The sequence below is a fragment of the Ralstonia sp. VS2407 genome, from assembly GCF_052950655.1.
On record NZ_JBRFVG010000007.1, the window covers coordinates 219,407 to 244,246 of the forward strand.

A 24,840-nucleotide genomic window follows, 5' to 3' on the forward strand; every position below is an offset into this window, starting at 1 on the left:
GCGGCACCACAGACCAAAAAAATTCCACACGGGAGACAGACATCATGAAGTTGCGTCAATGGATGGGCGTCGTCGCATCGGCGGCCCTGGCCTTGAGCCTGGCGGCTTGCGGCGGCGGTGAAAGCGATCAGAGCGGCAACCCCAACGTCGCCAAGGTGCAGCGCATGGTGGTATTCGGCGACAGCCTGAGCGACGCCGGCACCTACACGCCGGCAGCGGCTGCCGTGGGCGGCGGCAAGTTCACCACCAACCCTGGTCCGATCTGGGCGGAAACCGTGGCCGGACAACTTGGTGTGGCGCTCACGCCGGCCGTGATGGGTTACGCCACCTCGGTGCAGACCTGCCCGAAACCCGGTTGCTTCGACTACGCGCAAGGCGGCTCGCGCGTGACCGACCCGAATGGCATCGGTCACAACGGTGGCGCCGGGGCGCTCACGTATCCGGTCAAACAGCAACTCGCCAACTTCTACGCGGCCAGCAACAATACGTTCAACGGCAACAACGACGTGGTGTTCGTGTTCGGCGGCAACAACGACATCTTCTACTGGGCTGCCGCTGTCGCGACCCCCAACTCGGGTGTGACGCCCGCCATCGCGACCGCACAGGTGCAGCAGGCGGCGACCGATCTGGTCGGTTACATCAAGGACATGATCAGCAAGAACGCGACGCAGCTCTACGTGTTCAACCTGCCCGACAGCAGCCTGACGCCGCAGGGCGTGGCGGGCGGCGCGACAGGCCAGGCACTGCTGCATGCACTGGTGGGCGCGTTCAACACCACGCTGCAAACCGGTCTGGCCGGCACCAGCGCGCGCGTGATCGACTTCAACTCGCAGCTGACGGCCGTGATCCAGAACGGCGCGACGTTCGGGTTCAGCAACACGAGCGTGCCTGCGTGCGATGCGACCAAGATCAACGCGCTCGTGCCGGGCGCGGGCGGCAGCTCGCTGTTCTGCTCGGCCAACACGTTGGTGGCCACGGGGGCCGATACGTCCTACCTGTTCGCAGACGGCGTGCACCCCACCACGGGCGGCCATCGCCTGATTGCAAGCAATGTGCTGCAGCGCCTGCTTGCAGACAATCTGGTGCATTGACGCTGCGCATCGCGCTTAGCAAAACGCCCGCTTTACGCGGGCGTTTTTGTTTGCAGCGATGCCTGCGTTACTTTGCGTCGGCCGTCGGCAATGTCACCGCCAGGCGGGCTAGCGTGGCCTTGAGCACATCGTTTTGCGGCGAGATGGCGAGCCCCTGCTTGAAGCAATCGTGCGCTTCGTCTGCGCGACCCAGCTTCCACAGCACTTCGCCCTTGTGTGCGAGGCCTTCCGCGCGTGCTTCGCGTACCGCGTCATCGCTCGCTTCATAGTCGCCGTCGCGTTGCGTGAACACGGCGATGGAGCGGTCAAACCAGGTCAGCGCTTCGTCGTTCCGGCCGAGCCGGTACAGCGCCCAGCCCTTGCTGTCGAGGGCGAATGGGTCGTTCGGGTGCTGGGCCAGATACGCGTCGATCATTGACATGCCGCGCTCCACGCGCAGGCCCGCGTTAACGAGTTCATAGCCGTAGCTGTTGAGGCGGTCTTCCGGCACCGGCTGCAAGTCGAGGGCGAGGTCGATGCGCACGGCATCGCGTTCCGCAATCGCCAGCGACATCAGTTTGCGCGCGATGCGGCTCTGCAAGTCTTTGCTCAGTGTCGCCGCGTTGGCCGTGAGCGTGCCGAGGTACTGCGTGTAGAGATCGGGTGCGCCCGGCGCGTTGCCGCTGTCGGCAATCGCGCGCGCCTCGCCGGCACACCACGCGTTGTCGGCCCGGCTGAAGGCCAACGTGTTTTCAAGCTGCACGGTGCGCGACTCGCGCGATTGCACATAGGCGGTATACCCGCCGGCGTTGGAGCGGCCGCAGAACAGGTATTCGCCGACGACATCGACCAAATACGGGTGCCCCTCGATTGGCGCGCCGCCGAGCGAATCGACCAGGCGGAACGATTCGCCAAGCTCGCCATGGCCGACCACCGGATTGAGCACCCAGCGTGCCGCCGCATAACGCTTTGGCAACCGAACCTTGGCCGTGCGCCCGGCGCTGTCGGTCGTGCCGAAGATCACGCTGTCGGTTTCGCCCACCTGCGGCGGCTTGCCGGCGATGGTGTGGTCGGGCAGGAACAGGCGGTAGCGCGCGTTGGGCATTGCGCGCCCGGTCGCCGGGTCGACGAGCACGAACTGGTGGACCTGCGCGCCGTGCCCGAGGGTGGCATTCGGGGCGACCCAGTCACGCGCAGCGACTGGCAGGGCCGAGCAAAAAAATGCCGCGCCAAGCAGCGCGGCCGATAGACGGGAAAGCATGTTGTTGGGAGGGGGCTGGCGAAAAACTGAACCGCCCCATCATAGCCAAGCTGCCGTGCCCAGATGTTAAGAGTGCTTCATATGGGTGCATTGGCCAATTGCTGTACGGCAAACCGATACACCGCATCGACATCGTTCAGATCCAGCACGACTACGCCTTCAGGCGGTTGCACGGCGTCAGGCGAATCGGTGGCCACCGCCACCACGCCGCCAATCTCTGGCCACAGTGGCGCGCGGCCCAGTGAAGGGCGAAACACTTCGATTTTCGGGAAGGTGCTGCGCTTATAGCCTTCTACGATGACGAGGTCGGTGGCAGGCGAGAGCAGCGCCAGCACGTCGTCAAGTTCGGGTTCCACGGCGTTGGCGTATTCGCGCATCAGCACGAGGCGTTCACCGCCCACGAGCACGACTTCGGCGCTGCCGGCTTCGCGCATACGGTACGAATCCTTGCCCGGCGAATCGAGATCGAAGCCGTGATGCGTGTGCTTGATGGCCGCCACGCGCCGCCCGTCGCGCACGAAACGGACGATGAGCTGCTCGACGAGCGTGGTCTTGCCGCTGCCCGACGTGCCGGTGATGCCCAGTAGTGCCTTGCGTGAACTCATCGCGGCGCGCCCTGGTAAATCCATTGCAGCAGTGCGTCGTGGGCGGCTTGGCCGCCGCTGGCGTTCGGGTGGTTGATCATGCTGACCACCACGAAGCGCTCGCCGTTTTCACCTTCCACGTAGCCCGCGATGGCGCGCACGTCGTTGAGCGTGCCAGTCTTGATCTCGGCGTTGCCGGCCACCCCGGCACGTGTCAGGCGGTTGCGCATGGTGCCGTCCACGCCGACGACGGGCAGCGCATCGCGCAGCACGCCGCCGTTCGAGTTGGCATCAGCCTGCTGCAGCAGGCGCCCCATGTTGCGTGCGCTGATGCGCTCGATGCGCGACAGGCCCGAGCCGTTCTCCAGCACCAGTTCCGGCATCGTCAGGTTCTGTTTTGCAAGCCACTGGTTGATGACCTCGGTCGACTGCCGAACCGATGCGGGCTTGCGGCCGATTTCCGCGCCAATCGTCAGGAACAGCTGGCGCGCCATCACGTTGTTCGAATACTTGTCGATGTCGTGCACGACTTCCGACAACGGCGGGCCGTAGTGCGTGGCCAGCAGAACAGCCTGACGTGGCACCTTGCCTTCGCGCAGGCCCGGCGTGAAACGCGTCGTGCCGCCGGCTTGCTGCCACAGCGCCAGGAAGCCGCCCCAGATGAAGTCGGCATGCGTAAGCGCGGCGATATTGAAGACGCGTTCGCCGCACGCGGCGGCATAGCGGCCGTCGAAGCTGGCAAGCACATGGCCGTCGGTTTGCGTGGAGATGTTCGCGCCGGAGGTCGTCTTCCAGTCGCCGCAGCCGCCGCGCGTGGTGCGCAACTGGTTGTCGATCTGCAACTGCGCCAGCGGTGGCGATACATCGATGTTGACCGCGCCGTTACCGGCATCCGGCGACAGCGTGAACGTCAGCGTCTTGAACGAATACAGCAGCGCGTCGGGCGCAACGTTGTAGGCGCGCGCGCTGTCACCGTCCAGCGGCGGCGCATCCGACAGGCCGCCCTCGAAGTAGGTGCGATCGAGCACGATGTTGCCGGCCAGTTCGTCCACCCCGGCGCGGCGCACGTCGGTCACCAGCTTGACGAGTTCTTCGGGAATCAGCTTCGGATCGCCCTGGCCGCGCAGGTACAGGTTGCCGTTGAGCGTGCCGTTGACCGGCGGGTTGTCGGCATAGGCCCTGGTCTTCCAGCGAAAATCCGGGCCGAGCAGGTCCAGCCCTGCGAAGGTGGTCAGCAGCTTCATGGTCGACGCCGGGTTCATTCCGGTGTCGGCATTCCACTGCAGGATGGGCGTGGCGCTGCCGGTGCGGATCACGAACACGCTCACCGCATCCAGCGGGATGTGTGCGCGTGCAAAGGCCAGCGCCACGTTGGCAGGCAATCCGGCGGGGTTGTGCGCGGCTTGGCGAGCTTGTGCCGCGGTGGCGCGCGGCGCCGCGTGGGCCTTGGCCTTCTTGGCGTGGGCCAGCGGCGAGGCCGCAATGGTCAAGAGCAACGCGCAGGCAAGCGCACTGCGCGACAGATTCAGCAAACGGGTCGGACGAATTCGGGCCATCGGCGGGGGGCAGAGTGGGGCGCACAGGTGCGCCAAGTGCAGACTCAGGCATGTTAACGCAGCAACCCCGCACCTCGGCCGACAAGCAACGGGCCGTTCACCGCCTAATTCTTTCAGGAACGCCGATGTGTGGCGAGTCAGTCATTGGCGCCGATGCGCTTGCGCATATCGGCCGTGACCGATTGGCGCGTGCCGGCGTAGTCGGCCCACGGATCACCCTTGAGCTTGGCCAGCCGCTCCGGCAGCGTGCGCAGCGTCCACTGGGCAGACCCCTGCAGCCCCTCCAGTTCGTCATGGCGGATCGGCACCGACACCGGCAGCCCCGTCCGCGCGCGCACCGAATACGCCGCCACCGTGCTCGCGCCGCGGTTGTTGCGCAGATAGTCGATGAAGATTTTTCCCACGCGGTTCTGCGGGCCCATCTTGGCGACAAAGCGGTCAGGGAAAGTTGCGGCCATGTGCTGCACCACGGCTTGCGCGAAGGCTTTGAGCGTGTCCCAGCCGGCCGCCTCGCGGCGCGTGAGCGGCACCACCACGTGCATGCCGTTCCCGCCGCTGGTTTTCAGGAACGCCTTCAGGCCGAGTTCATCGAGCAGCGCGAGCGTAAGCTGCGTGGCCTCGATCACCCGTGCGAAGGGTAACGCCGGGTCCGGGTCGATATCGAAGACGATGCGGTCGGGCTGCTCGATGCGGTCGGCCAGCGCATTCCACGTGTGGAATTCCACCGTGCCCATCTGCACTGCACCGACCAGCGCTTCGGCCGAGTTGATGGCCAGCAGCGACGGATGGCCCGGGTCGAGCGACGGGTCCAGTTGCGTGATGCCCTGCAGCTTGAGCGCCGCGGAGTGCTTCTGGAAGAAGCGCTCGCCGTCGATGCCATCGGGCGCGCGCACCAGCGACGTCGGCCGGTTGTGCAGATGCGGCAGCATCCACTCGGCCACGCTCGCGTAATAGCGTGCGAGGTCAGCCTTGGTGGTGCCACTCGCTTTCTCGATCACGCGATCCGGATGCGTGACGTCCACATCGGCGATGCGTTCGGCACCGGGGCGCACCTTGCGTTCGGCAGCATTCACGGCGCGGGTCTCCTTGCGAGCGGCAGCGCTGGGCGGCTTGGCTTGTTCACGCACGATGTTGCGCGCAGGTTTGTCGTCGCGCAAACCTTGGAACACGGCTTGCCGCACGATGCCTTCGCGCGTCCATTCGGCAAAGGCGATTTCGGCCACGCGTTCCGGCTTGACCCATTGCACGTCGCGCGCGTCGCTGCCGGTAGGCGGGTTCGCAAAGGGCGGCGTGTCGACAGTCAGCCCCGTCAGTTCGTGATGCAAAGCGTGCAGGCTCGTCTCGTTGAAGCCGGTGCCAACGCGCCCCGCATAGCGCAGCTTGCCCGCGTCGTCATATACGCCGAGCAGCAGCGCGCCGAAGCCGCTGCGGCTGCCCTTGGGCGCGCTGTAGCCGCCGATCACGAATTCCTGCCGCTGCCCGCATTTGAGCTTGATCCATGCCGGGCTGCGGCCGGCGCGGTACGGCGCATCGGCCCGCTTGCCGATCACGCCTTCGAGCGACATGCTGCATGCGGAAGACAGCAAATCTTCGGGTGCCGCGTTGAACGTGCCTGAGAACAGCACCGCATCGCGGTCCAAGTCACCCGGCGCGGCATCGAGAATGCGTTGCAGCAGCGCCCGCCGCTCGCGCAACGGCACGCCGCGCAAATCCATGCCGTTGCAGAACGGGATGTCGAACAGGTAGTAGGCAATGTGTTCGGCATGCGCGGTTTCAAAGGCGTTCTGCAGCGCCTGGAAGTCGGGCACGCCGCGTTCGCCCATCACCACGACTTCGCCGTCGAGCCACGCCTCACGCAGGCCCAGCGCATGCAGCGTGCGCGCCTGGCGCGGCAGCTTGGCCGTCCAGTCGCGGCCGTTGCGGCTGAACAGGCGCACGGTGTTGCCGTCGATGCGCGCAAGGATGCGGTAGCCGTCGAATTTCACTTCGTAGTCCCACTCGCCGTGGGTGGGCGGCCCATCGACCAGCGTGGCGAGTTGGGGCTCCAGCGTTCTGGGCAACGTGGCGGGCACGGCACCGGCGGGTGGTTGCACTTGCGCCGGTTCGGAACGCTCCGTCCTGCCGTCACCGGCCTTGGCCTTTCCTTTGGCCCGGGGCTTTGCGCCGACGGTTTCCCCGGTGATCACGCTGGCGGGCAGTGCCTGCGTCACGTCGTAGTCTCTGGATGCGCGCACCTGATCGTCGCGTTCCTTGATCAGCAGCCACTGTTCTTTCGGATGCTTCCCCGTGCCGCGCAAATGCGTGCGCACCAGCGCCCATGCGCCGTGCAGCTTCTCGCCGTCGAGATCGAATTTGAGCTTGCCGTCGCGGTACGCCTTGCGCGGATCGCCATGCGGGCGCCAAGTGCCGCGGTCCCATACGATCACGTCGCCACCGCCGTATTGGCCTTCGGGGATGTGGCCTTCGAAATCCGCGTAGTCGAGCGGGTGGTCTTCAACATGCACGGCGAGACGCTTGTCGGCGGGGTCGAGGCTCGGGCCCTTGGGGACGGCCCAACTCTTGAGCGTACCGTCGAGTTCGAGCCGAAAGTCGTAATGCAGCCGAGTGGCGTCGTGCTTCTGGATCACGAAGTGCAGGGCGCCGTTTTCACGCTGCTCGTCGGCTTTGCGGCGTGCACCCGCGGGTTCTTGTGTCTGCGTGAAATCGCGCTTGCGGCGGTAGTCGGCGAGATGGCGTGGCATGGCGTCGGCTCCGTCTTGTTATGCGCGCTTGCGCGTGGCTGTCTTGCGCGCCGTCTTGGCGGCGGCCTTGCGCGGGGCACGCTTGCGCGGTGCGGGTTCGTCTTCCGCCTCGTCGTCTGACGCTCCGTTTCCCTTGCCGCGCTTGGCAAGGCTCTGCCGCAGCAGGTCGGTCAGGTCGATCACGTTGCCGGTGCGCGGTGCAGCTTGCTCGGCTTCCATCGGCTCGACCGACTCCGTGCGGCCTTCACGCACCTTGCGATCGACCAGCGCAAGGATGTCGTCGCGGAAGGTGTCGTGGTATTCGGCAGGGTCCCAGGTGCCGCTCATGTCGTCGATCAACTTTTCAGCCATCTCGATTTCCTTGGCCGTGAGTTTGGCGGCCTTCGCGCCTTCTTCCGGCACGTCGAGTTCGGACCAGTCGCGCACCTCGTTGGACCAGCGCAGCGTATGCAGCACGAGCACCGGCCCCATCGGGATCAGCGCGGCCAGATGCTGCTTGGTGTGCAGCACGACGTTGGCGACACCGATCTTCTGCGAGCGTGTGAGCGCCTCGCGCAGCAGTGCGTAGACCTTTTCGCCGCGCCGGTCGGGCGCCAGAAAGTAGGGCGTATCGAGATAGAGAAACGGAATCTCCGCCGCATCCACGAAGGTCAGCAAATCGACCGTTTGCGTCGAGACCGGGTTGGCGGCGCGGATGTCCTCGTCGGTGAGGATCACGTAGCGGTCTTTCTCGTAGGCGTAGCCACGCACGATCTGCTCGCGCGGCACCTCTTTGCCGGTGGTCTTGTTGATGCGCTTGTAGCCGACGCGGTCCATGGTGCGGCGGTCGAGCCAGTCGAAGTCGAGGTCGTCGCTGCGGGTGGCCGGATACAGCGCAACGGGAATGTGGACGAGGCCGAAGCTGACGGCGCCCTTCCAGATCACGCGAGGCATGGCGGGTCTCCCGATGCGGTGGATTCGAGCGTGGTGACGCAAACGGCATACCTGCCTGCCGCGGGGCCGCGTCATACGCTGATCAGCCGGGCGCGGTAGCATGGCGCCTTTGCGGCGCGACACGTTTGCGCCGTGCGTTTTTCTCAGCGGTCCTTCATGCCTTCCGAATACGTCCAATCTGCCGGCGCGTTGCGGCCTCGCCGGCTTCCCCTGTCGGCTCGCGCGGCGACGATGGCCCTCTTTTTCGCCAACGGTGCAACGTTTGCGACGTGGGGCGTTCACATTCCGACGGTGAAGGCGCGCTTCGGTCTGTCCGAGGCATCGCTGTCGCTGGCGATGTTCATGGTGGCCGCCGGTGCCATCGTCGCGATGAAGTTTGCGGGCAAGTGGGCGGCGCGCGTGGGCACGCGGCGCGCGAGTGTGCAGGGCGGCGTGGCATTTGGTGTCATGACCGGGCTGCTCATGCTGATGCCGAGTTACCCCGCGCTGCTGGCCGTGCTGCTGCTGTTCGGCATCACCAACGCCGGTTTCGACGTGGCCATCAACGCGCAGGCCGCCACAGTGGAGGCCAATCACCACAAGCCGATCATCTCGTCGCTGCACGGTATGTTCAGCCTCGGCGGCATGGTGGGTGCGGCGGTGGGCGGCGTGCTGCTGGAACTGGGCGTGCCGCCGGCCGTGCACTGCGGCGGCATGGCGCTCGTCACCATGGCGGCTGCCTTGTGTGCCGGACCGTTCATGCTGCCCGACCACGTGCATGCCGAAGGCGAACCCGCGCATCCGACCACGGGTCGCACGCTGTTCCTGCTCGGCGTGCTGGCCTTCCTGGGGCTGGTGGGCGAAGGCGCGATGTACGACTGGACGACCGTGTACATGCGCGAGATCGCCCAATCTCCGGAAGCTGTTGCCAGCGCGGGGTACGCAGCATTTTCGGGCGGGATGGCGCTCGCGCGTTTCGGTGGCGATTTCGCACGCGGGCGCTGGGGCAATATGCGCGTGCTTGGCGGCAGTGGCGTGCTGGCAACGGGCGGAATCCTGCTTGCTTTGCTGTGGCCCGCGCCGATTGCTGTCCTGACAGGTTTTGCGCTGATGGGCGTGGGCGCCGCCAACATGGTGCCGATCTTCTTCATCACCGCGTCGCGCCTGCCGGGCGTGCCGGCAGCCGAAGGCATTGCTGCCGTGGCGCGCTTTGCCTACGTGGGCTTGCTGATCGGCCCGGTCATCATCGGGCTGATTGCGCATCGCTCCGACCTGCGCTGGGGGCTGTCGGTGGTGGCGCTCACCATGGCGTTGATTGCGGTGATGGGCCCGAGTGCGATCCGCCAGCCGGAACGTCACTGATTCACCTACGGTTCAGCACGCAATTGCCCAAAAAATATGCAGTTTCTGTGCGTTGACTTTCCTGTGCGCTTGCCATAGCTTACGACGAGGAGAGGGGGTTTCCCGGCGCCGTCGCCAACATGCCAGTGCGCGTGACACCGGGATGCGTTCAAAACGAGGCTGCGCTTTCAGCCAGCCCAAACGACCCATAGGAAAGGAGCTTCAGATGCCGTACAAACGTCTTACCCTCGTGGCAGCGGTCGCTGCCGTAGCAGCCATCGGCACCGTAGCCCACGCGCAGACTGACCAGAAGAAGTTCGACCCGTACACCCAAGGCGCAAAGGTCGGCGACAAGTTCGATCCGTACCAGCAGGGTGCGAAGGCCGGCGACAAGTTCGACCCGTATTCGCAAGGCGCCAACAAGAACGACAGCACCGCCAGCGCGCTCAACCCCGGCGCCCAGCCGGCCAATGTCGAAAAGGGCAAGTACGACACGTACACCCAGGGCGCCAAGGCCGGTGAGAAGTTCGATCCGTATAGCCAGGGTGCGAAGGCCGGCGGCAAGTTTGACCCGTACAGCGAGGGCGCCAACAAGAAGGACGCGCCCAAGCAGTAAGCCCGTGCCGATCGGGTTCATGAAGACGCTGATGCATCGCCCGATGCATCGGCGTTTTTCTTTATGGAGCGCCGCCGTAGCCGTGGCCGCGATTGCACTGGCGTTGCCTGCGCAGGCAGCAGGGCTATGCTCCGCGCCGTGGGTGCACGACGGTAGCCGCGTGCGCCTGGACGGCAACGGCAAGACACCGATGATCGTGGAGTTCACCCTGCACGACGTCAATCGCGACATGCAGGACGGCTGCGAAATCGGCCTGCACATCTACGCCAAATCGGGCTTGGTGGCGCTCGGTGGCCGGCCCATCGAGACGGTGCAGGAGCACCAGTTGTTGGTGGACGAGGCTGGCGTGGTCACGCGCATTGTCAGCATCAACGGACGGGTGTTTGCGCAAAGCGAACATGCCGATCTGGTTGGCACCGTGAGCACTGCCATTTCCGGCATGTTCCTGTACGGTGCCGGCCTGGCGCCCGAAGCGCAGATGCTGCCGGGCGATACGTACGAATCCAGCTTCGATTTCGATGTGGTGTCGCCTCGGCTGGGGATCTCCGTCGGGCGCATGCAAGCCGAGCATGCCAAGGTGGAGGTGTCGGAGCGAGAGGTGGGGCCGCCGCAGCCGATGGACACTGTGGTCGGCCAGTTGCAGTGCCGGCCGATCCGCTACACGCGCACGGCGCGCCTCGGTGTGCTGCGGTTGGGCAATGAAACGCTCGAGCCCGACCCCACCGTTGCCCACATCACCGATTGGTACTGCCCTGAAGCGGCCGTGGTGATGCGCCAGGAGGTTGAGCAGCACGGCCAGACGCAGGTGATCGACGTGGTCGAACTCAAGCGCTGAGCGCGCTCTGCGCAGCGTCGAAGTCTTCGACGCTGCCATCAAACCGGTACACACGTGCCACGTTGAACGGCGCGTCGGGCGCCGCCTGCGAAAACAACGCGATGTGGTCGATGGGCATGGCGGCCGGCAGCACCACGCGCGATGCTTCCAATGCGCGGTAGCACGCGAGTTGCTCGGCATGGTCGAGCCGCCCGGTCAGCGTGATGTGGAACGTGAACGTCCCAAACACATACGGATAACCCCAACGCTCTAGATGGCGCTCCTGCGCATCCGACAGGCCTGCGCGACGGCGCCGCGCGAGTTCAGCAGGCGGCGGCGGTGCGCGGAAGGCATCGAACTCGGCGACGCACGCATCGGCGAACGCGTGGAGCGTGTCGCGCGCAGGGTCGCCATGACGCAGCCGCCAAGCGAGAAAGCCGCGCAGCGTCTGCAAGGCCGGCTCGATTGTGAAGGCGTGCTGCTGCTGCGCGAAGCGGCGCAGCGCAGCGTCCAGTTCGTCGACCGTGCGATCGCCTGCCAGGCGGAAAGGCGGTTTGAATGTGGCGTGTAGGCCGTACTGGCGCGGCGCTTCGGTCCAGCGGTCGAGCGTGGCGAGATCGATACCGGCCTCGCTGACAAACGCTTCGCGCTGATCTGCGGGGATGGCGGTGTTGGAGCGCGCACAGCGGCCCAGCCAGCGCGTGCCCAGGCCGTACCAGGGCTCGGGCGGCAGCAGGTAGAGCGCGTACCGCCAGGCTTCCGGTATCACTGACGGTAAAGGTGCCAGCGCTTGCTCCATGGCGCTGCTCAGCCGATCAGCGGCAACTGCCCGGCGGCATGGCGCAGTCGTCCGCCCACCACGGCCGCCACCACGCGCGGCAGCCCCGGGCGGCGGTCATCGACCACGATGGCATCGGCGCGCAGCCCTGTTGCGAGTGTGCCGCGATCCCTCAGCCCTGCGGCTTCGGCCGGGTTGGCCGCCACCAGCGCCCAGGCCTGGGCCAGCGGCACTACACCGCGCTCGGCCAGCTTGAACGGCGCGGCCAGCAGTGCGGGGTAGTAATAGTCGGAGGCCAGCACGGTGCCCAGGCCCGCGGCCACCATGGCGGTCGCGTCGGGTGCACCGTGATGGCTGCCGCCGCGCACGACGTTGGGCGCCCCGAAGACGATATGTCCACCATGCGCGCGCGCCGCCTGCGCAACATCGTCGGTCAACGGAAATTCGGTGACGGTGCAGCCGTGCGCGTGAAACGTGTTGCGCGTGGCAATGTCGGGTTCGTCGTGCGATGCCATGCAGATGCCGCGTTGCTGCGCTGCCCGCGCGAGCGTGCCGGTCACCTCGGCGAGCCGTGGGGTGTTGACTGCGGCGGCATTCAGACGGGCGAGGAACGTGTTGATGTCGCACTCGGCCCGATCGGCGTATTGTGCGAGCTTGCGCGCGTCGCCCAGCTTGTCGCGCATCCCGGGCAGGTGATCGTTGAACGACAGGAAGTGCACGCGGCCGGCGTCCATCCAGGCGAGCGCATCGGCAACCCCGTCTGCGTGGTGCAATTCGAAGCGCAGGTGCATCAGGTGCTGGGCCCCCAGATGCGGGCGCATGGCGTCAAGGGTGTCCAGCATGCGCAGCGCGTAGGGGCGGCCGCGCAAGCCGCCTTCCCAGGAATAGGTCACGCCGTGAAATTCGGTGGTGATGCCGCTGGCCAGCAATTGGCCGTCAACGTCGGCCAGGGCGGTTTCGTAGGGAAAGGCCACGCCGGGGCGCGGCATGACCGCGCGTTCGAAGGCATCGCCGTGCAGGTCGACGATGCCGGGCAGGACGAGCAGGTCGCCGCAGTCGATCATGCCGCGCGTCGGGTTGGCGTCACAGGCGGCAATCTGCCCATCGCGAAATTGCACGGCAGCTTCCGCCAGCCCTGCGGGTAGCAAGGTACGTCGCGAAATCAAGCCGGCCACGTGGCCGACGGAAGACGAAAACGATTGCATAAGGCCGAGGTGCGAAAAGTGCGCAGAGACGTCGTGCGGGCATTGTGCCGCAACTGGCGTGCCGCTTATCCGCACATCCGCCATTTGCCCCACCCTGAAGAGGGGAGGGCCAGCCAAACGCCTTAACTTTCCCGACACATTGGTCGATATCTTGAAAAACAACCCAGATATGGACGCCACCTCTGCTGAGCGGCCTGACCGTCCCGAACCGGATGTGATCGATCAGGACAGCCCCAGGCCCTTACCGCTCGCTGATGACCGTTACGAGGCGCTCGTCCGGCAAATGCCGGATGCGCTGTACATCGTGGCGGACGACATTATCGTTTTCGTCAACGAGGCGGGCGTTCGGCTGTTTGGCGCGCAAACGGCGCGCGACATCGTCGGCCACGAGCTGGACGAGTTCGTCCACGACAATTCGACCCACCTCGCCCGTCAGCGCCGGGAGTGGATGGTCACACACGGCGCAGGTTTGCCGCCCGTCGAGCAGACCTTGCTGCGCTGCGATGGCACGCCCGTGGAAGTCGAGGTGCTTTCCGCGCCGGTGCAGCTCGGCTGGCGCACCGCCATCCAGGTGGTGGCGCGCGACATCACGCAGCGCAAGCAGGCCGAACAGGCCCTGCGCGAATCCGAAGCCAACTACCGGGCACTGGCCGCCGAAACCGCACGCGCGAAGGAGTTGCTGCGCTGCGAAAAAACCGTGCTGGAACTCAGCTCGCGCAACGTACCGCTCCCGGATTTGCTGGCCGAGGTGTGCCGCCTGGTGGAGGCGCTGCTTGATGACGGCGCGATGTGTTCCGTCCTGCTCAGTGGTGACGGCGAGCACATCACGCAGGCCGTGGCACCGTCGCTGCCTTTCATCCTCTCGCAGTTGCTGGTTGGGATCGCGCTCGGCCCTTCAGTTGGTTCGTGCGGGACGGCCATGTTCCTGAACAAGACCGTGGTGGTGGAAGATATCGACGCCGACCCGCTCTGGGATGGCTACCGCGACATCGTTGCGCCGCTCGGTCTGCGCGCATGCTGGTCGACGCCCATTCGCGGCGACAACGCGCAGATGATCGGCGCGATGGGCATCTACTACGACACCCCGCGTGCGCCCACGCGCGACGCCATGGGGCTGCTCGACGGCATTACCGACATCATCGGCGTGGCCGTGCAGAAGGCGCATATCGCCCGCGATCTGCAAGAGAGCGAAGAACGCTACCGGCTGGCCGTCGACAACCTGACCGAAGGCATCGTCGTGCAGGCAGCCGACGGCACCATCCTCGCGTGCAACCCAAGCGCACGCCGGATTCTTCGGGCGGGCAACGTGTCGCCCGTCGGCACCAGCCATCTGACGCTGATGCGCCGTTCGTTGCGCGAAGACGGCAGCGAGATCCCGCTCAATGAACGCCCAACGCGCGTGGTGTTGGCCACCGGCAGGCCGCTGCTCGGCTTGACCGTCGGCCTGGAGCTGGTGGATGGCGACATTGTGTGGGTGCACGAAAACGTGCTGCCCATCGTGCGTCCCGGCGACGACGCCCCGTCGGCCGTGCTCATCTCGTTCAACGATATTGGCCCCGCGCGTGCGGCCCAGCAGCAGCTCACGTTCCTCGCGCAGCGTGATGCGCTCACCGGCTTGTACAACCGCGCTTATTTCTCGCAGCGCATGCAGGCCGTGATGGAGCAGGCGGCCAGTCAGCCCAACGAGACGCGCCAGGTCGCTGTGCTGTTCCTGGATCTGGATGGCTTCAAGAAGGTGAATGACACGGCTGGCCACGAAGCCGGTGACCACCTGCTGCGCATCGTCGCGCAACGCCTGTCGGCCTGCGTGCGCCAGAGCGATACGCTGGCGCGCCTGGGCGGCGATGAATTCGTCGTGCTGCTGGATAACGTGCGCTCGTTGGGCGAGGCGGAGCGTCTGGCCAAGCGCATCGTCCATTCCATCGCGCAGCCGTTTTCGACGAGCGGCACGGAGTATTACCTGGGCGCATCCATCGGCATTGCGGTGTACCCGGAACACGGCAACGATGCCGCCACGCTGCTGCGCTGTGCGGATGCCGCCATGTACAACGCCAAGCAGAACGGCCGCAACCAGCATCGCGTGTACACCGCGCGCTTGTCGCAGCGTGCGCAGCGCCGCTTCCAGCTGGAATACCACCTGCGCCGCGCGCTGACAGCGGGCGAGCTGTCGCTGCGCTTCCAGCCCATCGTCGATGCCACGTCGATGGACATCGTCGGCGCTGAAGTGCTGCTGCGCTGGCACAGCACGGAACTGGGCGAGGTGTCGCCCGCCGAGTTCATCCCCGTGGCGGAAGACGCCGGCCTCATCGGCGACATCGGCGAATGGGTGCTGGCGCAGGCGTGCCGTCAGGCCGCGCATTGGCGCGCCACCTGCATGCCCGAATTCTTTGTCGCCGTGAATTTGTCGCCGCGCCAGTTTGGCGAGGGGCTGGTGCCGACCATCTCGCGCTGCCTGACCGAGGCCGGCTTGCCCGCCAGCGCGCTGGAAATGGAGATCACCGAAGGCTTGCTCATGCGCGACACCGCCGCCGTGATGCCGATGCTCGACGCGCTCACGGCGCTGGGCATTCGCATCTCGATCGATGATTTCGGCACGGGGTATTCGTCGCTGTCGTATCTGCAGCGCTTCCCGATCGACAACCTGAAAGTGGATCGCTCGTTCGTCTCGGGCATTCCGCGCCACCGCGATTCGGTGGTGATCTCGCGCGCCGTGGTCGCGATGGCTGCGTCGCTGGACATGACCGTTACGGCGGAAGGTGTCGAGACGCTGGAGCAGGCCGAGTTCCTGCAAGCCGCCGGGTGCGACAAGTTGCAAGGCTTCCTGTTCGGCCCCCCCATGACGGCCGCCGCCTACGAGGCCCGGCTGCGCCGCGATCGCTCGGCACAGGCTTAGTGCTGCGCAAGGCGCATGTAATGCCCGCGTAAGCCGGTGCGGGTAGCGTCGCTCAAGCGCGCACCGCTCGCGCCGATACTCCCCGTAGAGGGTTTGCTTCGCCATCAGCGCGAGCGCACAAACAACAACGACATCTGGAGACAACCGCACGTGAAGCCATTCGTCTGGGGCCGCGGCCCGAAAGCCTCTCCCGACCTTGTAGCCCGCATTGCCGAAGAGGCCGGCCGCGTCGGCATGGGCATCTGCGAGGTCTCCGGCAACGTGGAAGACGTGGCCGTGCGGCTGCGCCGGCAGGCCGACGTGTTCGACCAGTTGCGCAACGCAGCCGATGTCACCATGCGCGGCAACCACGACATCGCCGTGGCCGCGCGGCATGCGCGCGAAGTCGCATCGCATGCCAGCGAGGAGGTCAGCGGCTCACGCGCAACGGTCGATGCATCGCTGCGCGACATTCGCGAGCTGGCCGTTGGCGTGGCGAGCATGGAGCAGCAGATTGCGGCACTGCGTGAAGCGCTGGTCCAGGTGGCGCAGGCGGCCGAGCAGATTTCGCAGATTGCCAAGCAGACCAATCTGCTGGCGATCAACGCGGCCATTGAAGCTGCACGCGCCGGCGAATCGGGCCGCAGCTTTGCCGTGGTGGCGGGCGCGGTGAAGCAGCTCGCAGGGCAGACCGCCGAAGCGACGCAGCGTATCGAAACCACCTTGGCGGATTTGTCCGGCCAGACCGACAAGCTGATCGGCGACAGCAGTGCCAACGTGGCGCGCGCCCAGCGCGTGGATGCCGGCACGCAGGCGATTGGCGCGGTGATCGGCGTGGCGGGCGAAGCCATCGCGCGCTTCGACGTCGAGGCGACGAGCATTGCCGAATCCACCGCCGCCATTGAAGGCGAATGCGCGTCGCTCGCGCGTGAGGTGGATGCGATGGCCGAGGGCGTGAAGCAATCGAGCCACAACATCGACAACGCGCAGCAGCAGCTCTCGGGTTTGCTGGGCGCGTCGGAAACGTTGATCCGGTTGACGGCTTCAACCGGTGTGCAGAGTGCCGATACGCCGTTCATCGAAGCGGTGCAAGCGGCGGCCGGCAAGATCAGCGCGCTGTTTGAATCGGCGCTTGCGCGGGGTGATATCACCGAGGGCGATCTGTTCGACCGCACCTATGCGCCGGTCCCGAATACCGACCCGCCGCAGCACATGACGCGGTTTACGGCGTTCACCGATCGTGTGCTGCCGGCGGTGCAGGAGCCTTTGCTCCAGTTGGATCCGCGCGTGGTGTTTTGTGCGGCGGTCGATACCAATGGCTATCTGCCGACGCACAACCTGAAGTTCTCGCAGCCGCAGGGCAGCGACCCGGCCTGGAACGCTGCCAACAGCCGTAACCGCCGGCTGTTTACCGATCGCACGGGGCTGGGGGCGGCGCGCAATACCGAGGCATTCTTGTTGCAGACGTATCGTCGCGATATGGGGAACGGGACGTTTGCGATGATGAAGGATGTGTCGGCGCCGATTTACGTCAAGGGCCGGCACTGGGGTGGCGTGCGGATGGGTTACAAGGTGGCCGGTTAAGGTCCGTAACGCCGTCGGTGGGGTTCCGAACTTCTCTGATGGGGTTCGGAACCGCATTCGTGAGGTTCAGAACTGCATGTGTTGGGTTCGGATCTTGGGGCCTTGGCGTTTGGAACGCCATGAATGGGGTTGGGGACCGCTTTGGGCGAGTTCGGAACCTCATCGGTGAGGTTCGGGACTGCGTTGATGGGGTTCGGAACGTCGAGGGGTGGGGTTTGGGACCTCGCTGGTGGGGTTTGGAACCTTGCTGGCGGGGTTTTTGGTGTTGATGGTGCATCCCTTGTTTCGTCCCCTGCCGGGGCCGACTTACTTTCTTTGTCTTGCCAAAGAAAGGTAAGCAAAGAAAGGCGCGCCCGAGATGGCGACTTCCCCTTGAATTTATGTCGCAGGGAGGGGAAGGAGGCAAACTCGCTGCGCTCAGACAGTTCCCCGTCTTGTTTCCGCCCGCTTACGAAAATTCAAGGCGCCATCTAGGGCAGGGTACGGCCAAACCGTCGCGGCGCGGGGGTGGGCGCCACGATGGTTCGTCTACGTGCTTAGTGTTTGCGGGTGCCTAGAATGACCAGGACGGCGGCGCCCAGCTCCAGCGCGGCTACGAAGTAGAGGCCGGCGGAGAGGTGGCCTGTGCTGGTCTTCAGCCAGCCGATCATGTACGGCGCGACGAAGCCTGCAAGGTTGCCGATGGAGTTGATGAGGGCGATGCCGCCTGCGGCTGCGGTGCCTGCCAGGAACACGGCCGGGATGGACCAGAACACCGGGAACGCGGCGAGGATGCCGATGGCGGCGACGGTGAGCGAGATCAGCGCAAGCGCCGGCGAGCCGAGCAGTGCGCCTGTTGCGACCAGGCCGGCGGCTGCGATGACGGCTGCAATGGCGCAGTGCATGCGGCGCTCGCCGGTGCGGTCGGAATGCGCGCCGTTCCAGACCATCGCAATCGTGCCGGCGATGAACGGAATGGCCGAGATCAACCCGATGTGGAAATTGCCCTGCACGCCCAGCTCTTTGATGATCGACGGCGTCCAGAAGGCGATGGTGGCGTTGCCGCTGACCACGCAGAAATAGATGGCAGCGCAGATCCACACGCGGGCGTTGGCCAGTGCGGCGCCAAACGAGGCGTGCTTGGCGGGGTCGCGGTTCTCCACTTCAACGGCGCGCACGACGGCGTCTTGCTCGGCGGCAGAGAGCCACTTGGCCTGACGCGGCGTTTCGGGCAGCCACGCCAGCACGGCAAAGCCGGCCAGCACGGACGGAATGCCCTCCAGCAGGAACAGCCATTGCCAGTTGGCGAGGTGGCCGACGCCTTCCATGCGGCTCATGATGAAGCCGGCGACCGGGCCGCCGACCACCCCGGCAATCGCAAACGACGTCATGAACAGGCCGTTGATGCGCGCACGGTGTGCGGAGGGAAACCAGTACGTCAGGTACAGCACCACGCCCGGGAAGAAGCCCGCTTCAAAGATGCCCAGCAGAAAGCGCATCACGTAGAACGAGGTCGGCGTCTTCACGTAGATCATCGCCATCGAGGCCAGGCCCCACAGGATGGTGATGCGCGCGAGCGTCTTGCGTGCGCCGATCTTTTCGAGCAGCAGGTTGCTCGGCACTTCAAACAGGAAGTAGCCGATGAAGAAGATGCCGGCGCCCAGGCCGTATACCGCTTCGCTGAACTGCAGATCCTGCAGCATCGACAGCTTGGCGAAGCCGACATTGACGCGGTCGATCCAGGCGAGGATGAACAGCACCACCAGGAACGGCACCAGCCGGTACGCAATGCGGCGGTAAGTCACATCCAGCTCGGTGCTGGGGAGTGGGCGGCTGGCCGGGTCCGTCGGGGTGGCCGGTATGGCTTGGGTTTGCGACATGGTTTCCTCCAATAGCGTGTGAGGGCGCCGGCGTCCCGTGTGCTGCTGTGCTTTACGAAACGCAGGCATGAGTTGGGCCCGGCGCGTCTGCTGCGCGCCTTTTTTTGGCTTGGCTTGGGGAACCGCCCGCGTGGCCCGGACGCAGGCGGCGAATGTTCTGGCTAGTCGATCAACGCAGGGCAGCCTCCACCGCCCGGCCGACGCGCAGGATGCGCGCGTCGTCGTTGGCGAGACCGCAGAGCGACAAGCCGACCGGCAGTTCACCGGCAGCGTGTACCGGCAGCGTCAGCGCGCAGCCGTCCAGGAAATTGATCACGCTCGGATTGCGCAGCGCGAGGGCGTTGACGCGGAAGAACGCTGCGTCGTCAGCCTCAAGCGGTGCGACCTCGGGCGGCACGATGGCCACCGTCGGCATCAGCCATGCATCGAAGTTGCCCAGGCGCTTGCGTGCGGCGGCAATCATGCGCACGCGTGCGTTGATCACGTCGATATAGGCGGCTGCGCTCATCTGTTCGCCACGGCGGATGCGCGTGGCGACGCGCGGGTCGTACTGCGCTTCGGCACGCGCGAGCAGCGAGCGATGCCATGCCCAGGACTCCGCCGCCGAGAAGCCGCCGCCGCTGTTGATTTCCGGCAGTTGCAGCAGCTCGGGAAACTCGAAACGCACGATGTGTGCACCGGCACGTTCGAGCCGTTCAACGGCGCGGTTGAATGCGACGGCGACCGTGTTGTCGAGGTCTGCGCCTACAAAGTCCTGCGTGATGCCAAAACGCAATCCGGCCAGCGGCACTGCGGTGGTATCGCATGCGTCGTTGCCGGACTCGCCGCTCAACACGGCATCGACAATGGCACAGCAATCGACCGAGTTGGCGAGCGGGCCGCCGGAATCGAGCGACGTGGACAGTGGCACCGCGCCCGTCATCGGCACACGGCGCGCGGTGGGCTTGAAGCCCGTCAGATTGCAGAACGCAGACGGAATGCGGATCGAGCCGCCGGTGTCGGTGCCCAGTGCCGCCACGGCCATGCCGCCCGCAACGGTGACGGCACCGCCCGAGGTGGAACCGCCCGCCGCGCGCGCGCCGTCTGCCGGTGTGCGCGGCGTGCCGTAGTGCGGATTCAAGCCCAGACCCGAGAACGCAAATTCGCTCATGTTGGTGCGGCCGAGCAGCACGGCTCCGGCTGAACGCAGGCGTGCCACGGCAGCCGCATCGGCAGTGGCGCGCGGCTGGTCGGCCAGGGCGCGCGAGCCGGCTGCAGTCACCTGGCCGGCCACGTCAAACAGATCCTTGATCGACACCGGCAACCCCGCCAGCAGCGAAGGCACGTTGCCCGCTGCACGCGCGGCATCGGCGGCGCGCGCCATGGCCAGCGCGGCTTGCACGTCGATGCTCACGTAGGCGGCACCGCCGGCGGCGCGATGCGATTCGGCGCGCTGCAGCGCGGCTTCGGTCAGCGCGACGCTGGTGGTGCGGCCGGCGGCCAGGTCAGCGGCCAGCGAGCGGATCATCTTCGGACGGGGCGTCATCATGCAGTGGTCTCCGTTGGGTGGGGCGCGTCAGCCTTCAACAGGCAGCGTGTCGACAGCATAGCGATGGCGCAGCTCGGTGCCCGACACGGGGTCGATCAGGGCCATGTCGAAGGCCTCGCCAAAACCGAGTTCGCCGATGATGGGTTGCGTGCCGCAGAACATGGCGGTGCCCACCGGCAGCGTGTCGTTGCCGGTGTAGCGGCGGATAAGGTCGCGCGGGTCGAGCATGCGCGTGACGCCGCCTTCCTGGTACAGCGCGGTCTGGCCGTCGCGGGTGCGCCAGGTCTTCATCTGCAGGCTGTCCCAATGGTCGGCCAGCGCTTCGAAGCGCCACACGTCGCGGCTCACGGGCTTGGCGCACATCTGCTTGGAGACCGTCACACCATAGGCTTCGACCTTGCGGTCGGTGTGGTCCGAGCCAATGCCGACCAGCAGGCCCATCGGCGTGGAATACAGCACGAACTCGGCTTCGCCGGACGAATCGGCGCCGGGAATCTCCACGGCGGCGTCGGTGGTCAGCAGCGAGGCCGACACGCGGTAGAAGCACGGCACGCGCGCCGGACGCGCCACGCCGATCGCTTCAAGCTCGGCGATGTGGTGTTCAACGGCCTGCGCATCGCGGCCTGTCCAGCCGGCAATGACAAGGTGGTCCACGGTCACGTCGATGGGGCCGTGGCCGATCAGGTTCAGGTGCAGCATGGTCATGCGGAATCCGGAAGAAGCGGGAAAAGCGAACGGGGGAAATCGGAATCGGATCAGAGCGTGCGGATGATCGTGCGGCGGAACTCGTCGATGTGCTCGCGAATGGCTTCGCGCGCCGCGGGCACGTCGCGGCGCTCCAGCGCGTCGAGCACGGCGAGGTGCTCGTCGTAGACGTTCTGCAGGTGTTGCGGCTCTGACAGCGAGAGGAACCAGAAGCGCGCCTGCTTCTCGTGCAGGCCACGCAGCAGTTCGGCCAGAACGCGGTTGCGCGAGGCAGCGGAAATGGCGAGGTGGAACTTGAGGTCCAGCGCGGCCAGCGCGGCAATGTCGCGGTGCTCGATCAGCGCGGGCGATGCATCGACGATGGCGCGCATGGCTTCGAAATCGGCCGGATGGGCGCGCTCGGCGGCCAGCGTCACGCACAGGATCTCGTTGGTGGCGCGCACCTCGATCATGTCGAGTACGTCGTTGAGCGACAGCGGCGTCACCAGCACGCCCTTGCGCGGCAGGATCTGCACCAGCCCCTCCACCTCCAGCCGATGCAGCGCCTGGTGGATGGGCGTGCGGCCCAGTCCCAGAATCGTGCCGAGCTGCGCTTCGTTGAGTGGCTCGCCGGGGCGGAATTCGCACGCCATGATGCGGCGCTTGATCTCGTTGTAGGCGAGTTCACGCATGGCGGCGCCCTTGGGCGCGTGCGCGGCAGGTTCAACGGCAAACGGTGCAGACGCGGGCGAGGGTGTGGAAGCACCCGAAACCAGCTTGATGGGACGCGACATTGGGGCGGCCTCGAATCTCGTAAAAGTCGAGTGATGGTATTGTGATATCTCACAGAGCGTCAAGCGGTCAACGCGCCGCATTCAGCCGCCTTCGTCTAGGTATTTGCCCTGATATGTCGCCCGCAGGATGCCGTTGCGATTCGTTATAGACTGCAACAAATTTCAGGGAGACAGCCATGAAGATCGCCATCATCGGGGCGGGCATCGGCGGCCTGACGCTCGCGTTGATGGCCGAGCGCCAAGGTTTCGAAGTCGAAGTGTGGGAGGCCGTGCAGACGCTGCGGCCGCTGGGTGTGGGCATCAACCTGCTGCCGCACGCCGCGCGCCAGTTGTGCGAACTGGGGCTGGAAGACACGCTGAGCGCGCTGGCGATTCGTACCTCCGCGCTGGCCTATTACAACCGGTTCGGCCAGCCGATCTGGCACGAGCCGCGCGGGCTGGCCGCCGGGTACGACTGGCCGCAGTTCTCCATTCACCGTGGCGAATTCCAGATGGCCCTGGCCGACGCTGTGGTTGAGCGGCTCGGTGCGGATTGCATCCGCCTGGGTCACAGCTTCGAGGCAGTCCAATCGACGGGCGAGAAGGGCGGCCCCGTGCGATTTACGCTGCGTGATCGCACCAACGACACCGTTGTCGAATCCTCGGCCGACGTGCTGGTCGGCGCCGATGGCATCCACTCGGCTGTGCGCCGGCACTTCTACCCGACGGGCGATGCGCCGCGCTTTGCGGGCCGCATGCTGTGGCGCGCCGTCACCGAGGCCGAGCCGTATCTCGATGGCCGGACCATGTTCATGGCGGGCCACCAGGACCAGAAGTTCGTCGCCTATCCGATTTCAGAACCGCTACGCCAGCAGGGTCGCTCGCGCATCAACTGGATTGCCGAGCTGCGCGTGCCCGACGAGGCGCCGCCGCGCAGCGACTGGAACCGCGAGGTCGACCGCGCGATCTTCCGCAGCGCCTTCGCCGATTGGAAATGGAGCTGGATCGACATTCCGGCTTTGATCGACGGCGCACAGGCTGTGTACGAATTCCCGCTCGTCGACAAAGACCCGCTGCCGCGCTGGACCTTCGGCCGCGTCACGCTGCTGGGCGATGCGGCACACCCGATGTATCCGATCGGCTCGAACGGCAGCGCGCAGGCGATTCTGGATGCGCGCGCGCTGGTCGATTGCCTGCTCGCCTCGCGCGACACCGGCGTTGCCCTGCGCGAGTACGAGGCAGATCGCCTGCCGCGCACGGCTGGCATCGTGCTGCGCAATCGCCTCAACGGGCCGGAGCAGGTCATGCAGCTCGCACATGAACGCGCGCCCCGAGGCTTTGCGCGCATCGATGACGTGATCCCGCGCCCGGAACTGGAAGGGATTGCGATGCGCTACAAAAAGCTGGCCGGATTCGATCCGCAATCGCTGCGCGATCAACCCCCCATGCCCGGCCGCGCCTGAAACAGCCGTACGTTCACACGCCAAAAACCAAAAGAGGAGAGGGGCCCCATGACCATCCGCCGCACCATCTGCGCCGCTGCTGCGCTGTTGCTCGCCACCGCTGCCCATGCCGACATCGTCGTTGGTGTGAGCCTGTCGACGACAGGTCCGTCGGCGTCGCTCGGCATCACGCAGAAGAATTCGCTGGCGTTCTATCCGGACACCATCGCCGGGGAAAAGCTGCGCCTCGTGGTGGTGGATGACGCTTCCGACCCGAGCACCGGCACGCGCCTGGCGCGCAAGCTGGTGACGGAAGACCATGTCGACATCATCGTTGGCTCGTCGGCGGTGGCACCGTCGATTGCGATTGCCGAAGTCGCCACTGAATCGCACACGCCGCAACTGGCGTTGGCGCCGGTCGAGCTGAAACCGGGCAAGGGCGACTGGACCTATCGTCTTGCGCAGCCGATCTCGCTGATGGCCGAGGCGATTGCCGCGCGCATGGCGGCGTCTGGTATCAAGAACGTCGGCTTCATCGGCTTTGCCGATGCGTACGGCGAGAGCTGGCTCAAGGACTTCACCGCCGCTGCCACGCCGCGCGGCATCAAGATCGTCGACGTGGAGCGCTATGCCCGCGCAGATACCAGCGTGACGGGGCAGGTCGCCAAGCTGGTCAGCATCAAGCCCGACGGGATCCTCGTGGCCGGTGCGGGCACGGGCGCCGCGTTGCCGCACACCGCGTTGCGCGAGCGCGGCTATGCAGGCCCGATCTACCAGACGCACGGCGCGGCCACGAAAGACTTGATCCGCATCGGCGGCAAGGCGGTTGATGGGGCCATCCTGCCGGCGGGCCCAGTGATCGTGGCTGAGCAGTTGCCCGACAGCCACCCCAGCAAGAAGACCGCGCTCGAATATGTGACGCGCTATGAGAAGGCCAACGGCCCCGACACGCGCACGCAGTTCGGTGCCCATACGTGGGATGCACTGCAGGTGCTCCAGCGCATCGTGCCGGTGGCGCTCAAGAAGGCCAAGCCGGGCACGCCCGAATTCCGCCAGGCGCTGAAGAACGCGCTGGAATCGGAGCATGACATCATCGTTTCGCACGGCGTGCTCAACTACACGGCCACGGATCACTTCGGCTTTGACGCACGCGGCCGCGTGCTGCTGACCATCGACCACGGCAAGTGGAAGTTGTTGAACTGAAACGCACACGCGTGCAT

The 24,840-nt window shown here is 66.0% G+C and carries 19 protein-coding genes; 8 read left to right on the forward strand and 11 right to left on the reverse strand.

The genetic code is table 11. From position 1 onward, the window contains the following. Window positions 1–44: 44 nt before the first annotated feature. Window positions 45–1,091 carry an SGNH/GDSL hydrolase family protein gene (locus ACU8YE_RS14230; RefSeq protein WP_232042067.1) on the forward strand — a complete coding sequence of 349 codons (1,047 nt, stop codon included), beginning with the start codon at window positions 45–47 and terminating at the stop codon, window positions 1,089–1,091. Between the two features lie 67 nt (window positions 1,092–1,158). Here ACU8YE_RS14230 and ACU8YE_RS14235 read toward each other — a convergent pair whose 3' ends face one another. From ACU8YE_RS14235 to ku, 5 genes are all read right to left on the reverse strand, one after another. Then, the gene (locus tag ACU8YE_RS14235) at window positions 1,159–2,331 is read right to left on the reverse strand and encodes a tetratricopeptide repeat protein (protein WP_446928978.1); all 1,173 of its coding nucleotides are present in this window, start codon (window positions 2,329–2,331) and stop codon (window positions 1,159–1,161) included. A gap of 77 nt (window positions 2,332–2,408) precedes the next feature. Continuing rightward, a complete protein-coding gene (gene mobB / locus ACU8YE_RS14240; RefSeq protein ID WP_440838552.1) occupies window positions 2,409–2,936 on the reverse strand; it encodes a molybdopterin-guanine dinucleotide biosynthesis protein B in 528 nt (175 codons plus the stop codon). Next, on the reverse strand, window positions 2,933–4,471 hold the full coding sequence (dacB, locus tag ACU8YE_RS14245; protein WP_446928979.1) for a D-alanyl-D-alanine carboxypeptidase/D-alanyl-D-alanine endopeptidase: 1,539 nt from the start codon (window positions 4,469–4,471) through the stop codon (window positions 2,933–2,935). Before dacB ends, mobB begins: the two co-directional genes overlap by 4 nt. A gap of 137 nt (window positions 4,472–4,608) precedes the next feature. Next, window positions 4,609–7,212 carry a DNA ligase D gene (gene ligD / locus ACU8YE_RS14250; RefSeq protein ID WP_446928980.1) on the reverse strand — a complete coding sequence of 868 codons (2,604 nt, stop codon included), beginning with the start codon at window positions 7,210–7,212 and terminating at the stop codon, window positions 4,609–4,611. 18 nt (window positions 7,213–7,230) lie between these two features. Continuing rightward, window positions 7,231–8,145 carry a non-homologous end joining protein Ku gene (ku, locus tag ACU8YE_RS14255; protein WP_446928981.1) on the reverse strand — a complete coding sequence of 305 codons (915 nt, stop codon included), beginning with the start codon at window positions 8,143–8,145 and terminating at the stop codon, window positions 7,231–7,233. A 156-nt stretch (window positions 8,146–8,301) separates the two neighbouring features. Between ku and ACU8YE_RS14260 the strand changes: the two genes are divergently transcribed. From ACU8YE_RS14260 to ACU8YE_RS14270, 3 genes are all read left to right on the forward strand, one after another. Further along, window positions 8,302–9,486: an MFS transporter gene (locus ACU8YE_RS14260; RefSeq protein ID WP_433866391.1), complete on the forward strand. Its 1,185-nt coding sequence runs from the start codon at window positions 8,302–8,304 to the stop codon at window positions 9,484–9,486. Window positions 9,487–9,691: 205 nt separating this feature from the next. After that, window positions 9,692–10,081 carry a hypothetical protein gene (locus ACU8YE_RS14265; protein ID WP_232042074.1) on the forward strand — a complete coding sequence of 130 codons (390 nt, stop codon included), beginning with the start codon at window positions 9,692–9,694 and terminating at the stop codon, window positions 10,079–10,081. A 19-nt stretch (window positions 10,082–10,100) separates the two neighbouring features. Further along, a complete protein-coding gene (locus ACU8YE_RS14270; RefSeq protein ID WP_232042075.1) occupies window positions 10,101–10,916 on the forward strand; it encodes a hypothetical protein in 816 nt (271 codons plus the stop codon). On the opposite strand, the gene ACU8YE_RS14275 is transcribed toward ACU8YE_RS14270, so the two are convergent. Both ACU8YE_RS14275 and ACU8YE_RS14280 read right to left on the reverse strand, forming a co-directional pair. Continuing rightward, a complete protein-coding gene (locus tag ACU8YE_RS14275; protein WP_322017681.1) occupies window positions 10,906–11,694 on the reverse strand; it encodes a DUF1045 domain-containing protein in 789 nt (262 codons plus the stop codon). The genes ACU8YE_RS14270 and ACU8YE_RS14275 overlap by 11 nt on opposite strands. Before the next feature lie 8 nt (window positions 11,695–11,702). After that, window positions 11,703–12,878 (reverse strand): alpha-D-ribose 1-methylphosphonate 5-triphosphate diphosphatase, encoded by a 1,176-nt coding sequence (locus ACU8YE_RS14280; RefSeq protein WP_446928982.1) that lies wholly within the window; start codon window positions 12,876–12,878, stop codon window positions 11,703–11,705. A 169-nt stretch (window positions 12,879–13,047) separates the two neighbouring features. Between ACU8YE_RS14280 and ACU8YE_RS14285 the strand changes: the two genes are divergently transcribed. Then, window positions 13,048–15,771, forward strand: a complete 2,724-nt coding sequence (locus tag ACU8YE_RS14285) for a sensor domain-containing protein (protein ID WP_232042078.1) — start codon at window positions 13,048–13,050, stop codon at window positions 15,769–15,771. A gap of 150 nt (window positions 15,772–15,921) precedes the next feature. After that, window positions 15,922–17,334 (forward strand): methyl-accepting chemotaxis protein, encoded by a 1,413-nt coding sequence (locus ACU8YE_RS14290; protein ID WP_414560228.1) that lies wholly within the window; start codon window positions 15,922–15,924, stop codon window positions 17,332–17,334. A 536-nt stretch (window positions 17,335–17,870) separates the two neighbouring features. On the opposite strand, the gene ACU8YE_RS14295 is transcribed toward ACU8YE_RS14290, so the two are convergent. The 4 genes from ACU8YE_RS14295 to ACU8YE_RS14310 all read right to left on the reverse strand — a co-directional run bounded on the left by ACU8YE_RS14295 (window position 17,871) and on the right by ACU8YE_RS14310 (window position 22,199). Continuing rightward, window positions 17,871–19,193 (reverse strand): MFS transporter, encoded by a 1,323-nt coding sequence (locus ACU8YE_RS14295; protein ID WP_446928983.1) that lies wholly within the window; start codon window positions 19,191–19,193, stop codon window positions 17,871–17,873. Window positions 19,194–19,362: 169 nt separating this feature from the next. Beyond that, window positions 19,363–20,721, reverse strand: coding sequence for an amidase (locus ACU8YE_RS14300; RefSeq protein ID WP_446928984.1), 1,359 nt, complete (start codon window positions 20,719–20,721; stop codon window positions 19,363–19,365). 27 nt (window positions 20,722–20,748) lie between these two features. Beyond that, window positions 20,749–21,426 (reverse strand): DUF2848 domain-containing protein, encoded by a 678-nt coding sequence (locus ACU8YE_RS14305; RefSeq protein ID WP_343618069.1) that lies wholly within the window; start codon window positions 21,424–21,426, stop codon window positions 20,749–20,751. Window positions 21,427–21,476: 50 nt separating this feature from the next. Then, window positions 21,477–22,199, reverse strand: a complete 723-nt coding sequence (locus ACU8YE_RS14310) for a GntR family transcriptional regulator (protein ID WP_147216420.1) — start codon at window positions 22,197–22,199, stop codon at window positions 21,477–21,479. Between the two features lie 176 nt (window positions 22,200–22,375). Here ACU8YE_RS14310 and ACU8YE_RS14315 point away from each other — a divergent pair, with 176 nt between their 5' ends. Together ACU8YE_RS14315 and ACU8YE_RS14320 are read left to right on the forward strand one after the other, a co-directional pair. Continuing rightward, entirely contained in the window at window positions 22,376–23,641 is a 1,266-nt protein-coding gene (locus ACU8YE_RS14315) for a flavin-dependent oxidoreductase (protein WP_440816161.1), read from the forward strand. 48 nt (window positions 23,642–23,689) lie between these two features. Further along, entirely contained in the window at window positions 23,690–24,823 is a 1,134-nt protein-coding gene (locus ACU8YE_RS14320; protein ID WP_446928985.1) for an ABC transporter substrate-binding protein, read from the forward strand. The last annotated feature ends 17 nt before the right edge of the window (window positions 24,824–24,840 follow it).